Annotated in this window: 17 protein-coding genes and 1 riboswitch; of the genes, 12 read left to right on the forward strand and 5 right to left on the reverse strand. The window is 47.7% G+C overall.

The features are described from left to right. Positions 1-35 precede the first annotated feature (35 nt). Positions 36-845 carry a shikimate dehydrogenase family protein gene (locus tag F5971_RS16605; RefSeq protein ID WP_193496155.1) on the reverse strand — a complete coding sequence of 270 codons (810 nt, stop codon included), beginning with the start codon at positions 843-845 and terminating at the stop codon, positions 36-38. Between the two features lie 13 nt (positions 846-858). Beyond that, entirely contained in the window at positions 859-2,598 is a 1,740-nt protein-coding gene (locus tag F5971_RS16610) for an FAD-dependent oxidoreductase (RefSeq protein ID WP_193496157.1), read from the reverse strand. A gap of 177 nt (positions 2,599-2,775) precedes the next feature. On the opposite strand from F5971_RS16610, the gene F5971_RS16615 reads away from it, so the two are divergent. Genes F5971_RS16615 through F5971_RS16630 form a run of 4 tightly spaced genes read left to right on the forward strand, consistent with a single transcriptional unit; the run spans position 2,776 to position 6,770 of the window. Beyond that, positions 2,776-3,579 carry an IclR family transcriptional regulator gene (locus F5971_RS16615; protein WP_193496160.1) on the forward strand — a complete coding sequence of 268 codons (804 nt, stop codon included), beginning with the start codon at positions 2,776-2,778 and terminating at the stop codon, positions 3,577-3,579. A gap of 9 nt (positions 3,580-3,588) precedes the next feature. After that, the gene (locus tag F5971_RS16620) at positions 3,589-5,307 is read left to right on the forward strand and encodes an FAD-dependent oxidoreductase (RefSeq protein ID WP_193496162.1); all 1,719 of its coding nucleotides are present in this window, start codon (positions 3,589-3,591) and stop codon (positions 5,305-5,307) included. A 20-nt stretch (positions 5,308-5,327) separates the two neighbouring features. Further along, positions 5,328-5,945 carry an NIPSNAP family protein gene (locus tag F5971_RS16625; protein ID WP_193496164.1) on the forward strand — a complete coding sequence of 206 codons (618 nt, stop codon included), beginning with the start codon at positions 5,328-5,330 and terminating at the stop codon, positions 5,943-5,945. A gap of 12 nt (positions 5,946-5,957) precedes the next feature. Then, positions 5,958-6,770 (forward strand): sugar phosphate isomerase/epimerase family protein, encoded by an 813-nt coding sequence (locus F5971_RS16630; RefSeq protein WP_193496166.1) that lies wholly within the window; start codon positions 5,958-5,960, stop codon positions 6,768-6,770. 71 nt (positions 6,771-6,841) lie between these two features. Here the strand turns inward: F5971_RS16630 and F5971_RS16635 are convergent, their stop codons facing one another. From F5971_RS16635 to F5971_RS16645, 3 genes are all read right to left on the reverse strand, one after another. After that, positions 6,842-8,167: a TRAP transporter large permease gene (locus F5971_RS16635; protein ID WP_193496168.1), complete on the reverse strand. Its 1,326-nt coding sequence runs from the start codon at positions 8,165-8,167 to the stop codon at positions 6,842-6,844. 1 nt (position 8,168) lies between these two features. Then, entirely contained in the window at positions 8,169-8,678 is a 510-nt protein-coding gene (locus tag F5971_RS16640) for a TRAP transporter small permease (protein ID WP_223116352.1), read from the reverse strand. A gap of 76 nt (positions 8,679-8,754) precedes the next feature. Beyond that, complete coding sequence (locus F5971_RS16645) at positions 8,755-9,795, reverse strand: TRAP transporter substrate-binding protein (protein ID WP_193496173.1); 1,041 nt, start codon at positions 9,793-9,795, stop codon at positions 8,755-8,757. A 327-nt stretch (positions 9,796-10,122) separates the two neighbouring features. Between F5971_RS16645 and F5971_RS16650 the strand changes: the two genes are divergently transcribed. The 8 genes from F5971_RS16650 (at position 10,123) to minE (ending at position 17,988) form a co-directional block, all read left to right on the forward strand. Continuing rightward, the gene (locus tag F5971_RS16650) at positions 10,123-11,043 is read left to right on the forward strand and encodes a LysR family transcriptional regulator (RefSeq protein ID WP_193496175.1); all 921 of its coding nucleotides are present in this window, start codon (positions 10,123-10,125) and stop codon (positions 11,041-11,043) included. Positions 11,044-11,049: 6 nt separating this feature from the next. Then, positions 11,050-11,934: a helix-turn-helix domain-containing protein gene (locus tag F5971_RS16655; RefSeq protein ID WP_193496177.1), complete on the forward strand. Its 885-nt coding sequence runs from the start codon at positions 11,050-11,052 to the stop codon at positions 11,932-11,934. 127 nt (positions 11,935-12,061) lie between these two features. Then, a complete protein-coding gene (gene pobA, locus F5971_RS16660; RefSeq protein WP_193496179.1) occupies positions 12,062-13,273 on the forward strand; it encodes a 4-hydroxybenzoate 3-monooxygenase in 1,212 nt (403 codons plus the stop codon). 307 nt (positions 13,274-13,580) lie between these two features. Then, positions 13,581-14,288 carry a pseudouridine synthase gene (locus F5971_RS16665; protein WP_193496181.1) on the forward strand — a complete coding sequence of 236 codons (708 nt, stop codon included), beginning with the start codon at positions 13,581-13,583 and terminating at the stop codon, positions 14,286-14,288. A gap of 124 nt (positions 14,289-14,412) precedes the next feature. Next, positions 14,413-14,507, forward strand: a riboswitch (glycine riboswitch). A 148-nt stretch (positions 14,508-14,655) separates the two neighbouring features. Then, a complete protein-coding gene (locus F5971_RS16670; RefSeq protein WP_193496183.1) occupies positions 14,656-15,870 on the forward strand; it encodes a D-amino acid dehydrogenase in 1,215 nt (404 codons plus the stop codon). A gap of 257 nt (positions 15,871-16,127) precedes the next feature. After that, complete coding sequence (gene minC, locus F5971_RS16675; RefSeq protein WP_193496185.1) at positions 16,128-16,862, forward strand: septum site-determining protein MinC; 735 nt, start codon at positions 16,128-16,130, stop codon at positions 16,860-16,862. 41 nt (positions 16,863-16,903) lie between these two features. Continuing rightward, the gene (gene minD / locus F5971_RS16680; protein ID WP_036512578.1) at positions 16,904-17,725 is read left to right on the forward strand and encodes a septum site-determining protein MinD; all 822 of its coding nucleotides are present in this window, start codon (positions 16,904-16,906) and stop codon (positions 17,723-17,725) included. A 2-nt stretch (positions 17,726-17,727) separates the two neighbouring features. Next, a complete protein-coding gene (minE, locus tag F5971_RS16685; RefSeq protein ID WP_036512581.1) occupies positions 17,728-17,988 on the forward strand; it encodes a cell division topological specificity factor MinE in 261 nt (86 codons plus the stop codon). The last annotated feature ends 56 nt before the right edge of the window (positions 17,989-18,044 follow it).

Consider the following 18,044-nt stretch of genomic DNA (forward strand, 5'->3'; position numbering starts at 1 on the left):
CGTATCTGAGTCATGTTCATCGCGTTATCAATGAGCTATTTTGTGTGTTGTGCAACACCTCCTGTCACCATAAAATCAACCAGTATTTCCGCTTCAGCATTAAACATCCCGGCACCGACCATGGTGTTGCAGCCCAATGAACGGGCATATTCAACCATCGGAGAGATTTCGGGTTTGGTGATCGCATCGGCAATAAATTGGTGGGGTAAAAGCTTTTCAACTTCAACAGGGTAGGGGTCATTGGGTCGCATACCCACGGGAGTAACATTGGCAATTAAGTCATACCCTTCAGGGTTGGTCGAACCTAGGCTGGCTTGTCCTGGAAAGTGTAGATTCAGTGCGTTGATCAGGCGTTCAAGACGTTGAGTGTCGACGTCATACACCGACAGGTGTGTGGCACCGCGTTGAAGTATTTCAAACGCAACCGCAGATCCGGCTCCACCTGCACCTATTAACAATGCACGTTTATTGAATACAGAGAAGCCCTCCTTCTCTATGCCGTCTAGATAGCCAAGCCCATCGACATTGTCCCCGTGCAAAAGGCCGTCTTCCGACTTATGAATGATATTGACGGAGCCAATAAACTGAGCCCGCTCAGACACCTGATCGCATACATCAAGTGAAGGGATTTTATGAGGAATGGTTATGACAAACCCTTTCACATTCTGGACCTGTTTTAGCGCATGAATGACACCTGCAAAGTCGTTAGACGAAACGTGAAAGGGTGGCACTTGTGCATTGATTCCACGTTGATGCAAAAGGGCGGTTAAAAATTGGGGCGATCTGACTTGAGCAATCGGATCCCCCAAAATGGGGTAGAGTTGGGTTTCACCGTTTAAAAACATGGTATTGGCTCCTTTATTTGTTGTTATTGCGTTGCGAAAGTGTGAATTGGTGTTCAATGGCTAAGTAAGCAAACACGATGGCTGGACCGATTGTGATGCCAGGACCTGGATAGGTGCCGCCCATAATTGAATCTAAATCATTACCGCAGGCATACAGGCGGGGAATGGGCTGATCATCACGCTTGAGCAATTGTCCATTAGCGTTGCCCTTAAAGCCCTTTGCCGCACCAATATCACCTGCGTAGAGCTTGACCGCGTAATAAGGGGCTTGGCTAAGCTTGCCTAAGGTTGGGTTGGGTGTATGGTGTGGATCACCGTTGGCGCGCTGGTATACATTTGAGCCTCGATGAAAAGAGAGATCTATACCCGTTTCAGCGCTTTGGTTGATCTGCCTGATGCTCTCAATGAGATACTTAGATTGAGTCCCTGTTTTTTCGGCTAATTCTTCCAACGAGTCAGCTTTAATCAAGTAGCCATCGTCAATATAGGGGCGAAGGTCGTCACCGCCTAAACGCACCATACCTAACCCATACTTAGCTATCGCGTTTGCATCGGCAATGATCCATGCGGTCTGAGTGTTAGCACCCCCTTTGAGCATCTCTTTGACAAAGTCGTGATAGGACAGGCTTTCGTTGACAAAGCGTTGTCCCTCATTGTTAACACATAGGGTCCCCGGCTTGCTGCGATCAAAAACAAAATGGGGAAAAACGGCGATTGATCCATCTGCCCGCTGTCGAATCGAGACCGGCGCATAAAAAGAAGGTTGATCAGCATCGTCATCATAATAGGCACCTAGGGCTTCGACTTGATCATGAAGATTACTCGTATTGCCGGGTGCGCTTGGGCTGTAGGCTGATAAACCACTTGGCATCAATTGCTGACGGCGTTGGGCGTGACGAGAAAATCCACCGGATGCCAAAATCAACCCATGCTGTATGTTCAGACGTTTGCTTTGCCCTGCTTGTGTTAACTGGATGGAATCAACTCCGCCATCCTGAGCTGAGTTTATTGCGGTCAATTCGGTTTCAGTGACTAAATAAACGTTTCGATCCAAGGCGGATTTCAACATGCGCGCGATCAGTGCATGCCCCATTACGCTGCGTGAGGTTTGCTTAAACCGGATACGGTCATACAGATAGTTGAGCAGGAGTTTAACCGTGTAGGCAAAGGATTTGGGACTTTTGAAGCGCTTGAGTAGATGACCTATGTCTTCACGATTAACCATCATCCCACCGAGCACTGTGAATTCAGGGATAGGGGGGCGCAATAAAGATAGATGAGTGCCCAAGGCCCGACCAACATAGGGTAGGGGCTCTAAGGCGCGTCCACATGTTGTGGCATGAGGCAGGTCGGCCAGGTAGTCAGGATGAAAGCCACAGGCGCGAAACGCAACCTCAGTGTGATCAACTAGGGTATGAATTGCGTTGGCAGAAGCGCTGACAAAGGCTTCGCGTTGACTCCGATCACTGAACTCACCCACTGCTGCATCTAAAAAGGTCATGACCTTTTCAAAGGAGTCGTCTGTTGCTGTGTCGGCTAAATAACGCGTTAAGGGTGCCCAAGTGGTGCCCCCTGACAGGGCCGTAGTGCCGCCTACATACTCCGTTCGCTCAACGATCAGAACTTTAAAGCCCTTGATGGCGGCGAATAGTGCGGCGGCCATGCCGCCCGCGCCAGAGCCAATAACCACTTGGTCGAAGACCTCATCGTTCTTTAATGCGTTAAAGGATGTTGTGGCGTAGAGCGTGGGCATAGTGTTCTCCTGCATGGGGTGCTCGTGACTGAGCGCTTTGTTATATTTTTTGCATCATTTCATAAAATGGAAACAGTTTCAACTTTAAAAAATGTTTTACAAGTGGAGAATTTTTGGTATTGTAAATACAATGACTCATTGAAATTGACTTCAGGCTGAAGCAAAGAGGTGAGTTATATGAGCAGTGCGTTAAATCGAGCGTTGTCTTTGCTCGAATACATGGTGATGTGCCCAATGGGGGCGACGGTGAGTGATATTGCTAAAACACTCGATATGCCGATCAGTGGGGTGCATCGACTGTTAAAAGAATTGGAAAGTATTGGGTACGTCCGACAAAACCGGAATATGGGCGAGTACGAGCTGACCATAAAGCTTGCGTCCTTAGGCCTTGCCTTTTTAGGTCAGACCGGCATTGCCGATATTAGCCAGCCAATACTGGATGGTTTGGCCGCCAAATGCGGAGAGCTCGTGCGGTTATCCTTAGCCGACGGTGAGCAATTGATTTGGGTGGGCGTCGCTCAAGGTGCGACATCTGGACTGAGGTATGACCCAGGCAGTGAGCAAGGGCAGGTGGTGCACTTGGCGTCGTCTGCTGGTGGGCAAGCGTGGTTGGCTGAAATGTCAGATGAAGAAGCCATCGCCCGCGTGATGAAGCAAGGCTTACTCAAGCCTTTACAGCCAGGGCAGTCGGCCCCCACGACGGTCAAAGATTTATTGTCCGTACTGGCAGAGGTGCGTACTCAGGGCTACAGCCGTAATGCGGATAGTTTTTTAGCCGGGATGGCGGCGATGGCAAAAGTCATACACAGCCCATCAACGGGTGCGCCCATCGGCGTTGTCAGTATCGCCGGCCCCTCTGTGAGGCTGACGCTTCAGCGGATGGAGACACTGGTTCCGGCACTGTATGACGCTGCAAAAGAATTAGGAGAGGCGAGTCGAGCCTCAGTGTATTTTTCAAAAATTGTGACAACACCAGATTAGGAACAGATGATGCAAGATCAGCCCTCAAGCCAATCGAAAATCGAGAAAAATTGGGACTTAATTATCATTGGATCGGGGGCTGGAGGCATGTCGACGGCGGTCGTTGCAGCTCATCAAGGCCTTAAAGTTTTGGTGTTGGAAAAAGCAGCCGTTATTGGCGGTACCTCTGCGTGGTCAGGTGGCTGGTTATGGGTTCCAGGAAACCCTTTGGCGAAAGCCGCAGGTATCCACGAACTAGAGGGAGCCCCTAAAACCTATATTAACAGTGTACTGGGGTATGAAAGCCAAGATCCTCGTATCGACCATTTTTTGGAAAAAGGCCCTGAGATGGTCGAGTTTTTCCAATCCCATACGGCGCTTAAGTTTATTGATGGCAACCGAGTACCGGACTTTCATGAAGTTCCTGGAGCCCTTGCTGGCGGACGTTCGGTAGCCGCGGCCCCATTTGATGGTAAGCAACTGGGGGCTTGGATACATCAGTTACGGTCACCTTTAAGTGTCCTGTCATTACAGGGTATGGGGATTGCAAGTGGTCAAGACCTCAAGCATTTTTTTGATGCGACCCGCTCACTCAAATCGGCTTGGTATGTCACTAAGCGTTTGAGTCAGCACCTGTGGGATCTGATTCGCTTTCGACGCGGAATGCAGTTGGTGAATGGGAATGCGTTAATGGCGGCTTTGCTTAAAAGCGCATTGGATCGAAAGGTTGAAATTCAAACATCTGCGCTGGTGCTAGCGCTGCAGACAGAAAATGAGCGTGTGACGGGCTTAAAGGCCGTGATTCAAGGGCAAACCCTGTCTTTGACTGCGCGCTGTGGCGTTGTGATTGCAGCAGGAGGCTTTCCTCATGATCCGCAGCGACAACGCGAACTCTTTCCCGCTAGAGCAGGGCATCGGCATTTCTCGGCGGCTCCGAAAGCCAATACCGGTGACGGGTTACGTTTAGCGGAGAGTATCGGTGTCACGATACAGGACTCGCTTGTGCAAGCGGGTGCTTGGGCACCGGTGTCCGTTGTGCCGAGTGCGGATCAAAGCGGAATTCATTTCCCGCACTTAATTGAGCGCGCGAAGCCTGGGATTATTGCAGTGACACGTCAAGGGCGTCGCTTTGTAAGCGAGGCCGAATCCTATCATGATTTTATGCGTGCTTTATTTGACGTGACCTGTGAAGGGGAAGAGCCCGAATGCTGGCTAATTGCCGATCATAAAGCCCAGCGTCGCTGGGGGCTGGGGTGGGCGAAACCCTTTCCTTTTCCGTTATCGCCTTATGTGCGTTCAGGCTATCTTAAATCTGGGCGAACGCTCACAGAATTGGCTGAGCAGTGTGGAATCGATGCCGACACCTTGAATCACACACTCAAGCGTTTTAATGCCGATGCGGAAAAGGGCATCGATACTGAGTTTCATCGAGGTGAATCACCCTATAACCGTGTTCAAGGTGACCCTGATCATCGGCCTAACCCATCCTTGGCTCCCTTACATCAGGGGCCCTTTTATGCCGTCAAAATTCAGTCAGGTAGTCTGGGAACCTTTGCAGGTATTCCAACCGATACCCATGCACGGGTGCTCAATGCCAATGGCCAGGTTACTCCGGGCCTGTACGCGGTGGGTAATGACATGTCGAGTATTTTCAACGGTCACTACCCCAGTGGTGGCATTACCCTAGGGCCAGCAATGACCTTTGGTTACATCGCAGCACTGCATGCCGCGTCTCAATCGCTCTCCTAAAATTAAATAAAGAGGTTTCTATGCAATATTATGAATTAACCACCTTAAAAACGGTTATTTTTGGGGCTGGTAAAGCGGCTCCAGGTATACAAGAATTTTTGGCCGCGCCTGATGCGCAAGGAACCCTGTTGGGTGCTTGGTTTTCAGATATTGGCAGCTTGAATGAAGTGTATCTGCTTAAAGGCTTTGAAAATTACGACGCATTGATTGCTGAGCGTAAGCGGGTACGCTTGTCCGACAACCCCTTTAACTGTGTTGATCTATTGTTAAATATTGATATGCAAAGTTACTTACCCTTTGATTTTATGCCACCTGTACAAACGGGTGAGTTTGGCAAGGTGTATGAGATTCGGACATACCATACTCGCTTAAATGGACTGGCCCCGACCATTGAAAAATGGCGTGAAGCGGTGCCTGCGCGAGCTGAAATGTCTGCACTGACGATTGCGATGTATGCCATTGACGGCAGCCCTCGTTTTACACAAATTTGGCCCTATGCCTCGGCCAATGAGCGTGCAGAGGTACGTGCTAAATCTGTAGCGGAGGGCGTGTGGCCACCAAAAGGAGGACCTGATTGGCTGACGTCGGATATGACGTCGACCTTAGCGATTCCGATGCCTTTCTCTCCTTTACAGTAAAGGAGAGGGGAGATGAGTTATCAGTTTTCATTGGCCTATCTGACGGTGATGGATGTAAGTCCCCCAGAGGCTGTGCGTATTGCGGCTGAAGCCGGGTATTCACATATCGGTTTTCGGCTCCTGCCTGCATCGACAGAAGGCCCTTTTCCGATTATGTCGGATGCCGCATTGTTTAAAGAAACTCAGCAAGCGTTACTGTCCACAGGGATTCAGTTGGCGGACATTGAAATTGTGCGGATTAATGAGCCGTTTGATCTGAGATCGACCGATGCATTTTTGGATAAAGGGCAGCAGTTAGGGGCTCAAAATATTCTGGTTGCGGGTGATGATCCAGATGAGTCGCGTCTCACAGATAATTTTGGCCGTTTTTGTGAGCACGCCGCGTCATTTGGCATGACCGCTGATTTGGAATTCATGCCTTGGACGCAGGTGCCCAATCTGGAAAAAGCACATCGTATCGTACAAGCGGTCAATCAACCCAATGCGGGTATATTGATTGATGCACTGCATTATCATCGAGCCGGTGTGCAGCCAGAGGCGGTGGCCGCTATCAATCCAGCGTATTTGCACTATGTGCAATTTTGCGATGCGCCAGCAGAATTTGACCCTGATTTTAGTGAAATGATTCGGATTGCACGTGATGCTCGAATGAATCCTGGGGACGGAGGCATTGATTTGGCAGGCTTGTTAGCGGTGTTGCCAAGGGATATGCTGCTGAGTATCGAAGTGCCTTCGAAGGCATTGCATCAAACGTTCAGTGCGAATGAACGTGCGGCACGAGCCTTAGCAGGGATGCAGAAGGTCATCGCTAGTTTGGGTGCATAAAGACATAGATTCAGATTGGAAAAAGCCTTTCGACTGTCGAGTCGAAAGGCTTTTTTATGGTCAAGGATGGGCTAGCCCATCCAGGTCAACATGATTAATGACAGGCTTGGAAAGGCGATGATGATGAGAATGCGGATAATATCTGCGCCCAAGAAAGGAATCACGCCTCTGAAGATGGTCGTCATTGGAATATCTTTGGCAATATTCGCAATAATATAGACATTCATCCCAATGGGCGGAGTGATCAAGCCTACTTCCATCACCACGAGGGCGACAATTCCAAACCAAATGGCTTTGGCTTCGGGGTCAAGTCCGTACAGGTCGAGTCCGAGCACCACGGGTAGGAAGATGGGCACGGTCAGCAAAATCATGGACAGTGAATCCATAACGCAGCCCAAAACCAAGTAAATCAGAATAATGCAGAACAAAACCAAGAAGGGGTTAAGCCCTAAGCTTTGTATCCAATTGGCAAAATTCACAGGAATCTGGCTTAACGCCAGAAACGAATTGAGCATATCTGCGCCCAGTAAGATTAAAAACATCATACCCGTCGCAACAGCGGTTCCCAAAATGCAGGTTTTTAATCCTCCATTTTTGAGCCCCCCGTTTTTCCACGCCATAAAGCCTGTGGCGACCACGCCAATGGATGCAGCCTCGGTTGGGGTGAAAATGCCACTGTAAATTCCGCCGATAACCGCTGCAAAGATCAGTAGCACAGGCCAGGTATCAATAAATGTGAAAAAGCGTTCTTTCCACGAATGCGGTGCTTGGCGAGGGCCTGCGGCATCGGGATCAATACGCGTAATGATATCAATCACAATTAAATAACTGACGACGGCAAGAATGCCAGGAATAAAGGCCGCAATGAACAGCTTTGCGATATTCTGTTCGGCCAGCATGGCATAAATGACCAAGGGCACTGACGGTGGTATTAATATTCCTAAGGATCCTCCTGCGGCTAAGGAACCCGTTGATAGGGTATCTTTATATTGACGCTGGCGCAGTTCTGGGAGGACAACTTGTGTCATGGTTGCCGCGGTGGCTAAGGATGAACCACTGATGGCACCAAAGCCGGCGCAAGAGGCAACCCCCGCCATGGACATGCCGCCGCGCCAATGACCAATAAAGGCATTTCCGGCACGAAACAAGGCCTGAGATAAGCCGCCATTGGTTGCAAACTGCCCCATCAGTAAGAACAGTGGGACCACGGATAAGTCGTAAATCGAAAATCGGCTGTAGGGCATGGTTTTCATAAAGTTAATGAGAGGCTCTAAGCCTGTGATCCAGGCGTAGCCGATAGCGCCTGTCAGAAACATCGCAATTCCAATTTGAATGCGAATGACCAGCATCCCCATCAATGCCAAGCCCATGATAATACCAATAGTAGTACCGCTCATGTTAGTACTCCTTTTTGGCCAGTATGAAGATTGTCAGGATTGAGCTAATCCCGAGTAAAACGAAGGACGGTACCATCGGGATATAGGTCCACCAAAGTGGAAGTCGAAGCACCATTGATGTTTCCTGGTAATCAATCATATCTTGCATGCCGTGCCAGACCCGCCACGCAATAAAGAAGCCAAATACAGACATCAAGGCAGCGGCGAACATGTCGAGGATTCGTTTAAGTAATGTTGGGGCCCAAAGGGTAAAAAAATCGACGAACACATGTCCAAATTGTAATTGGCAGTAGGGAAGGCATAAGACGATTCCCATCGCTGAAAGCATTTGAACCAATTCGTAATCTCCCGCAATCGGACGATTAAAAAACGTGCGTCCAACCACGCTGGTAAAGGTCATTAGCGCTTCAATTACAAACAGTGCTCCCCCTAGAAAAGCAAACACAATACAAAGTATTTCAATCACCCTAATGAAAAGCTGAGCTGTTTTGTTGGGCATTGGATGTGTCATGAGTGTCATCATCTCGTAATCAATAAAACGGAAATGGCCTGCTTTCAGATAAAAGCAGGCCATAATCAAAAAGGTGTTAGTTCGCCGTAGAGTATTTTTCGATTAACGCTTTGGCTGCATCCAGCAGAGCTTGTCCATCTTCACCGAGTTTATTCACGTCGTTGATCCAGTCCTGATGAGCGGATAGCGAAGCGGCTTCCCAGCGTTGCAATTCATCTGCGTCAATTTGATACACCGTATTGCCACGGCCCAGAGCGGCTTGACGACCGGCTTCATTGGCCGCTTCAAATTGAGCTGAAATCCAAGCCGATGTTTCACGACCTGAATTCGCATCGATCACGGCTTTTAGATCATCCGGTAAGCTATCGTATTTACGTTGGTTCATGACAAAGATCATGGTTGACGTGACCAGACTTCGTTGGTTGTCGGCTTCAGCATGAAATTTAGTCAGTTCATGTGCACGTGTGGCTGGAATGACCTCCCAAGGAACGAGGGCGCCATCAATAACTCCACGAGACAAGCTTTCTGCCATTTGTGGAACGGGCATACCCACTGGAGTGGCACCTAATGCGGCCAGCATTTGGTTACCCATCCGCGAAGGTGCGCGAATTCGCATCCCTTTCAAATCCTCTAGACTATTGACCTGCTTATCGCGTAGATGAATTTGGTTCGCGCCGTTAACAAAAATGCCAATTGGCTTGAGTCCGCGAAATTCTCGATCTTGTGCGTATTGCTCAACAAAGTCCCAGAGTGCTTTGGAGGCGGGTTGCTGTGCCGCCGTCATGAAGGGAAGCTCAAAGACTTCTGACAAGGGAAAGCGTCCAGAGGTATAGCCTGGTAACGTCCAGACAATGTCAGCAATACCGTCTCGAACTTGATTAATTAATTGTGGAGGAGAGCCGCCGAGCTGCATGGAGGGGTAGATCTCGCACACCAAGCGCCCTTCTGATTCAGTTTTGATTTTTTCACACCAAGGCTCGATGAAGTCTCGATGAGCAGGGGACATGGGTGGGAGAAAGTGATGGACACGCAGTTTTACCTCACTGGCTAAGGCGTGAGAGGCCATAGGCAGTATGGAAAGTACAGACAAACCGAGTAGTAGTTTTCGGAGTTTCATGGGGGTACCTTCAAATTATAGTTGTTTTGGGAAAGCCGATTCGAGGTCGGATGTAGGTGATAATGTTGTCAGAGCGCGTTATGAGCCATAGCTGAATGAATCTATCAGCTATATCAAATTGCTATAGCTTGTGCTGCAATCTTATTGGTATTTGATCGTTTTCAGCGTCAAAATAAGCATCTTTAATATAAATAAAGCCAGTAACTGTTTGAATTATAAAAAGGCGTGAAAAATCGGAATGTGAATGCTGCTGGTGATATGAGACGCATTTTCAATGAGTGGATTCAACGCACACGTTAATCTTTATACGACTAAAGGCTTAGCCTCATGGACTTAAAACAAATCGAATACTTTGTTCGAGTGGCAGAGCTCGGCAGTTTCACCAAAGCATCCATCGACCTCAATATTGCTCAACCAGCATTGAGTCGCCAAGTGCGCTTGCTTGAAGTGGAATTAGGTCAGTCGTTATTGCTTCGCAATGGTCGCGGTGTCTCTCCAACAGAGGGCGGTAAGCTCTTGCTGGAGCATGGACGAGGTATCATGTATCAAATTGAGCGAACGCGCGAAGAGTTGTCAAAATTGAAAGGGAGTCTAGTAGGGCGCGTGGCGGTCGGTATGCCCCCCAGTCTGTCTAAGCTGTTAACCTTGCCGTTGGTCAATCGCTTCAATCAAGTGTTGCCAGATGTGAGTTTATCCATTTCTGAAGGTTTATCGAGTCAAATGGCGGAAGCCTTGCAATCGGGAAATCTAGATATTGCCCTTTTGTATAATGCGCAAGCCGCTGATGATATAGAACTACTGCCGTTGGGGCGTGAGCGACTCTACTTGGTTCGAAAAGGAACAACGGCGGATCGGATTCATGTCGGAGACGCTATTTCATTAAAAACGTTGACTCATGAGCGCTTGATTACGCCCAGTTCTCACAATGCGATGCGTTTGTTTCTTCAATCCGAGATGGTTAACTTAGGATTGCGTCCTAATATTATTCTAGAAATCGATGGCGTTGCGATCATTTTAGACTTGGTTGCAAGTGGGCAAGGTGCAGGTGTGTTGTCCATGAATGCGGTCAAAAGTTTGGGAAGGCATCATTGCTTCGATATCCATCCGATAGTGGATCCTGATCTCAGTATTAAGCTGTATCTTGCCACGAGTAATCGACGGCCCTCAACACACACTCAACTTGCGATGCTTAAATTGATACAAGAGCAAACCCAATTCTATGTTTCAGGGCAACTTTCTGAAAGGTAATCGCGTATGTCACTGCAAGTGCCCCATTTTGTGTTGTACGGTGAAACTGTTTCACAAGAGACGACAGAGTTTGTCCACATCGAACGCATCTCTGCACGCAGTCGCGAAAATGACTGGGTGATTGATCCACATCGGCATAGTCGTTTGTTTCAGATTATAGTTATCGTTCGAGGTCAAGTACGAGCGATCGTTGATGAAACCCGTTTCGAAGGTACAGGTTGTATGAGCGTAAGTATTCCAGCGGGTGTTGTGCATGGATTTCAATTCCAGCCTGAAACCGAGGGGTATGTACTCACTTTTGCACAGTCTTTACTGCAGCAGGATGCTGACAGAACACGTCCCTATTTCGAACCTCTTTTAAGTCAGGGACATTGCTTGCACTTTGATGAGGCCCCTATGTTATTTACACGCTTAGTTCAGTGTTTGGACACCTTACAAGATGAGTTTCGAGGTGCCTATGCAGGTCGAACTCTGATGTGTGAGTGGTTGGTTCGTGCAGTTATGATGACGCTGAGTCGAGTATTACAGACGCATAGGGAAATGGGCGCTGAGCAGCCAGCGATGCTGGAGTTGACTCGGCTTCGTGAGCTAATCGAAGATCATTATGTTGAACACTGGCGGGTGACTGATTACGCGCAAGCTCTGAACATGACTAAAACTCGCCTCAATCGGTTGTGCAATACAGCATTTGGTAAAAGTTTGAAAGTCCTTTTATCTGAACGTTTATTGCTCGAAGCGAAACGTAAACTCATGTATACACGTGGCAATATCGATCAAATCGCGTTTGATCTCGGATTTGATGATCCAGGATATTTTTCACGTTTTTTTAAAAGTCATACGGGTCAGACACCACTTCGTTATCGCGTTTTGAGCGATCTTGATTCGAAGTAAAGAGTTCAAAAGTACAATTTTTTGTTGTTTAAGTGCATTCATTCAGTTCGAACTTTTCTCGATTATAAAAATGCGTTTTGGCTGTAACGTGTCAGCCGACAGACAATAATCAGAAAAGAGGTCGATCATGAAACACTTAACCACCCAAGTTGCTATCATCGGTGCCGGTCCTTCAGGGCTATTGCTCGGTCAGCTATTGGCCAAACAAGGTGTTGATAACGTTATTCTCGAACGGGTGAATGGTGAATACGTTTTGAGCAGAATCAGAGCGGGCATACTAGAGCAAGGCTTTGTTGATCTGGTTCGAGAAGCTGGCGTTGCCGAACGCATGGATCGTGAAGGTCACGTACATGAGGGGGTTGAATTTTCGATTGAAAATGAACGCTACCGCATCGATTTAAAAGCATTAACCGCTGGTAAAACAGTGATGTGCTATGGGCAAACCGAAATCACTGCGGATTTGATGAATGCTCGTCAAGCTGCAGGCTTGCCAACCTACTATGAAGCGTCCAATGTTCAGCTTCATGATGTTGCCTCCAACGAACCTTACGTGACCTTTTCATTTGAAAATGAAGAATACCGACTGGATTGCCAATACATTGCTGGCTGTGATGGTTTCCATGGCGTTTCGCGCAAGACAATCCCCAGTGATCTTAAAAAAGAACATGAGCGTGTTTATCCCTTCGGATGGTTGGGTTTACTGTCTGACACCCCGCCAGTTCATGATGAATTGATTTATGCAAAGCATTCGCGTGGTTTTGCGCTTGCCAGCCAACGTTCTGAGACTCGCTCACGTTATTATCTCCAAGTACCCTTAACCGATAAGGTTGAAGATTGGTCGGATGAGGCCTTTTGGGACGAACTCAAAAAACGCTTACCCGAAGAGGTTGCACAGAATTTAGTAACGGGGCCGAGCATTGAGAAGAGCATTGCACCCTTGCGCTCTTTCGTCTGCGAGCCGATGCAGTATGGGCGTTTGTTCCTCGTTGGGGATGCGGCCCATATCGTACCGCCCACCGGAGCCAAGGGCTTGAATCTAGCCGCCTCCGATGTTGCTACGCTTTACAAAGTCTTAACAAGGGCAATCAATGATGGGGATGAGGCCTGTGTTCAGCAGTACTCCGAAATCTGCTTGCGTCGCGTATGGCATGGTGAGCGTTTCTCTTGGTGGATGACCAATATGATGCATGATTTTGGTGATGTCAGTACCTATGGAACCGACTCCCACACCTTTTCACGCTTTATGGACTCAGAGTTTTCGTATTATTTAACGTCAGAATCAGGAAAAGCCGTGATTGCTGAACAGTATGTTGGCCTTCCTTACGAAGATCCAAAGTGACACTTGGAAAAGCATGTTTTTGAGATAGGGTTCATAGGTTGGGTGCTGGCAGTTGCTGTCAGCACTCTTTTTTAGAATCCAGGTGTCTTTGCAACTAGGCTTTGTTGTGACAAAGGTCACAACAACTATTGATAGAGATCCGATCAAAATGTCGCTAATTTAGCGCAATCTCCCCGTGATCCTGTTCTTCATATGAATGCTTCCCTCGATCAAATGACCACGGCGTTTGGGCAAATGGCAAAAGATGTGGGTCACTATACACTGCGTTAATGCTATGATTCGTTCATTTTACAGTGATCGATGAAAGATGCGGCTGACACAGTATTTAAGTCAAGCAGGCGTGTGCTCACGAAGAGCAGCGAGTCGTTTAATTGCAGAAGGGCGTGTTCAGCTGAATCAAACAATCGCTACGCCTCATACACCTTTTCGAGGCGATGAGCATGTGGCGGTTGATGGCCAACCGATTCTCTTGTCTGAGCAGCATTTATATGTGCTCTATAACAAACCCGTAGGCGTTGATTGCAATTGTCGAGTCGATGATCCTGCCAGTATTCTTCATCATCTCTCTTTGCCACAGCGTCTATTTCCAGTGGGTAGGATTGATAAGGACTCACGAGGTTTGATGTTATTAACAAACGATGGTCACTTGTGCCATCGATTGCTTTCACCTCAATACGAGCATCCTAAGCAATACGAGGTTCAGGTTATCCCTCATTTTCAACACACAGGCCTTACCACTGAGTTTAAAGAAAAAATGGAGCAGGGGGTGATGCTGGACGGAAGGCTCACTCACCCTTGTCAAGTCACATTACGCTCCCCAGATCGTTTTAAGATAGGCTTAACTCAGGGTCTAAATAGACAAATTCGGCGAATGTGCCGAGCACTGGGCTATCAGGTGGTTGATTTGCAACGAACACACATTCTGCAGTTGAGTGTGCAAGGGCTTGCTGAAGGGGAGTGGCGTTATTTAACGCAGAGTGAAATTGACGCCATTAAGGCACAGGTTTTTTATTAAGTCTGTGATTTTGAAGTTATAGAATACATCGGATCTCACATAATGACTGCTCCTGTATTTTTCTATAACTTTAGTCGATATGGGCTGTTCATTTGTGTCGTATTTGCTAAACTTCACGGCGTTTTGAAATATATCGGGAGAGACTGCAGGCATAGCCGTAGCAGCGCCGAAGGAGCAACCACCCCGGAAACTCTCAGGCAAATGGACCGATTATTGATTAAAACTCCGAAGAGCTGTCGGTGAATCGTCACCCGGCACACCGAAGGAGCAAGCTTGGCGTTATGCTGGGTGAATCTCTCAGGTCCCGAAACGGAGGGGGTATTCCATTTTAAGGTGGGATTTAACCTTTGACGTTTTTGGGAAAAATATGAAACGTATTGCTGTCATTGGTGGTGGCATCACTGGTGTTACTTCCGCCTATGCACTCTCCAAACGTGGCTTTGATGTCACTCTCTTTGAAAAAAGCCGTTATTGCGCAATGGAGACCTCCTTTGCTAATGGAGGACAACTGTCGGCCTCTAATGCTGAGGTTTGGACGCATTGGTCAACCATCTTCAAAGGCTTGAAATGGATTTTAAAATCGGATGCTCCCCTATTAGTCAATCCTAAGCCTTCTTGGCACAAGTTGTCTTGGTTTGCTGAATTTATCGCATCAATTCCCCAATATGAGCGCAACACCATTGAAACCACACGTTTAGCCATCGCCGCGCGTCAGCATCTTTTCAGCTGGGCGGAGGACGAAGGCATAGACTTTGATTTGAAAAAACGTGGAATTCTCCATATTTACCGTGACAAGTCAGGCTTTGACCATGCCCAAACCGTGAGTGCTTTATTGGCTAAAGGTGGGCTTGAGCGTTACGCCGTCACACCAGAAGAAATGCGCGCGATAGAACCTACCCTGGCAGGCCAGTATTACGGTGGTTTTTACACAGAAAGTGATGCAACGGGCGATATTCATAAATACACCCTTGGCTTAGCATCGGCTTGCGAAAAACGTGGTGTCAAAATTTTATATGGGCAAACCGTTAAGTCGGTTCGTGCCGACAAGTTTTTTGCGCAAGTCACTGCGGAGTCGGAAGGGATAGTCTCAACCTCTGACTTCGATGCGATTGTGATTTCGGCTGGAACCGCCAGTCGTGGTTTGGCCGCATCGCTGGGTGATCGAGTCAACATTTACCCTGTAAAAGGTTACTCAATTACCGTCAATTTGACGGATGAGGTCAGCCAGCAGTCTGCGCCGACGGTGAGTCTGCTGGACGATGAAACCAAGCTGGTGAGCAGTCGTTTGGGCGATGATCGTTTCCGTGTGGCGGGAACGGCTGAGTTTAATGGCTTGAACAAAGATATTCGAGCGGATCGTATTCGACCCTTGATTGATTGGGTCGAAACCTGCTTTCCTGGGGTATGCACCCGCAGCGTTGTCCCTTGGGCGGGATTGCGTCCGATGATGCCGAATATGATGCCTAAAGTCGGCAAAGGCAACTTACCCACTGTCTTTTACAATACAGGCCACGGCCATTTGGGCTGGACGCTCTCGGCCATTACCGCCGATATCTTGGCTGAGTCTATTCCTCTCGATTGAGGCGTATTGCCAACATCGTTTTAATGCATAAATAACCGCATATCTCTGAAAAAGACGGAGGTGTGCGGTTTTTTTATGGTTGAACAGGGCCTAATCAGTATTTTTCGGTTTGTTGAATAAGGTATCATGTTCTGTCGATAACGGCTGACGCTTATAAAAGCGTAATCAAGGCACAATTCAAATAGTAAGTGCGTCGATCCGATGTCTGGTTTTAAGAGTAACGATATGAATGAATCTGTTCACCTGAAGGAGTGGTTATGGATATGACCTCTTCAGCACAGGCAAGTGTGCGTATAAAAGGAAGTATGACCAGTGTAGCCTGTATTCAGTTAACAGGAATGGATGAGCATCAGCTATACCTGTTGCAAGATAAGTTAGATGATTTTATTGATAATGCACCGGCACTTATTCGTGGCATGCCCGTGATTCTGGAAATGTCGAACTGTTACTTAGATAGCCGAGTGTTTGCAGGCATTGTAAGTCTTGTTCGGCGTGTGGGAGCAAACCCCTTTGCGGTTCGAGGTTGTCCAGAGTATCAAGATCTGTACGAAGCACAGGGCGTTAGCTATTTAGGTGATCAACTCGACACTCAACGTCGTGCAGCACCCGTAAAATCTGAGCCCAGTGTTAGCCAAGCCCCTGTGATCATTGAAACACCGATCGCAAATGAAGCCCTTATTATCACCACGCCCGTGCGTTCAGGCCAGCAAATTTACGCAAGACAGCGTGATCTGATTATTGTCTCGAACGTCAGTAATGGCGCAGAAGTCATGTCGGATGGCAGTATTCATGTCTATGGGGCGTTGCGTGGGCGTGCAATGGCTGGTGTAACTGGAAATGAAAATGCTCGGATCTTTTGTTCATCGATGGATGCTGAGTTGCTGTTGATTGACGGTGATTACCTAATACGTGACTCCATACCCGAGCATGTATTGCATAAACCGTGTCAGACGTTTAAGCACGATCAAAAAATGATTATTGATTTACTTTAACTGGCCTTGTTGATTTGTTTGGGCTTTTTCGGGAGGAATACATGAGTAAAGGTAAAGTATTTGTCGTCACCTCAGGTAAGGGTGGAGTGGGTAAAACCACAACAAGTGCCTCAGTTGCGGCAGGTCTGGCATTGGCTGGTAAAAAAACCGTTGTAATCGATTTTGACGTAGGCTTGCGCAACCTGGATTTGATTTTGGGCTGTGAGCGTAAAGTGGTGTTTGATTTTATTCAAGCCTTGAAAAAAGAGTGCAAGCTGAATCAAGCGATTATTCATGTTAAGCAAATTAGTGATAATTTGTATATGATTCCGGCATCTCAAACGCGTGACAAGGATCATTTATCGCACGAAGGCGTTAAAGAAATCATCAGCCAGTTGGTTGAAGATTTTGATTACGTGATCTGTGATTCACCCGCAGGTATTGAAAAGGGCGCTAAAATGGCCATGTATTTTGCGGATGAAGCCATTGTCGTGACCAATCCTGAAATTTCTTCAGTGCGCGATTCTGATCGAATCCTTGGCTTCCTGGACAGTTCCACACGCTTGGCCGAAGAAGAGGGCAAGCGCATCCCTCAGCACTTGTTGATCACGCGTTACTCGCCGGATCGGGTGGAGAGCGGCGAAATGCTGAGCATACAAGATATCGATGATATTTTGAGCATTCCTCTGGTTGGTGTTATTCCCGAATCGAGAGTCGTTTTGGATTCATCGAACCAAGGTAAGCCCGTTGTACTGAACTCACAAGATCCTGCCGGGCAAGCCTACGAAGATGTGATAAAGCGTTTATTGGGTGACGATGTCCCTATGAGATTTACGGAAATTGAGAAAAAAAGCTTCCTCGGACGCTTATTCGGAGGTAGATAAAGATGTCAGGTATTTTTACCTTCTGGAGAGCAAACAAAAAAACATCGGCCAGTATCGCAAAGGATCGGCTGCAAGTGTTGGTTGCTCACGAGCGCTCTGCCAATCAGCAGCCAGACTGGATGCCGAAAATGCAGCGTGAGATTCTCGAGGTGATTCGTAAATACGTGCCTATTGCCAGTGATGATTTGAAAATGGAAGTACGTAACGAGGGCGAGAACGTATCGGTTATCGAAATCAATGTTGACTATCCAATCGGCAAATAAGCCGTGGGTGCCAGCATTAAGGTTGCGACGTTTGGTTGAGTACATAACCGATAGCT

Source organism: Nitrincola alkalisediminis, from assembly GCF_009821115.1.
Classification (GTDB): Bacteria; Pseudomonadota; Gammaproteobacteria; order Pseudomonadales; family Balneatricaceae; genus Nitrincola; species Nitrincola alkalisediminis.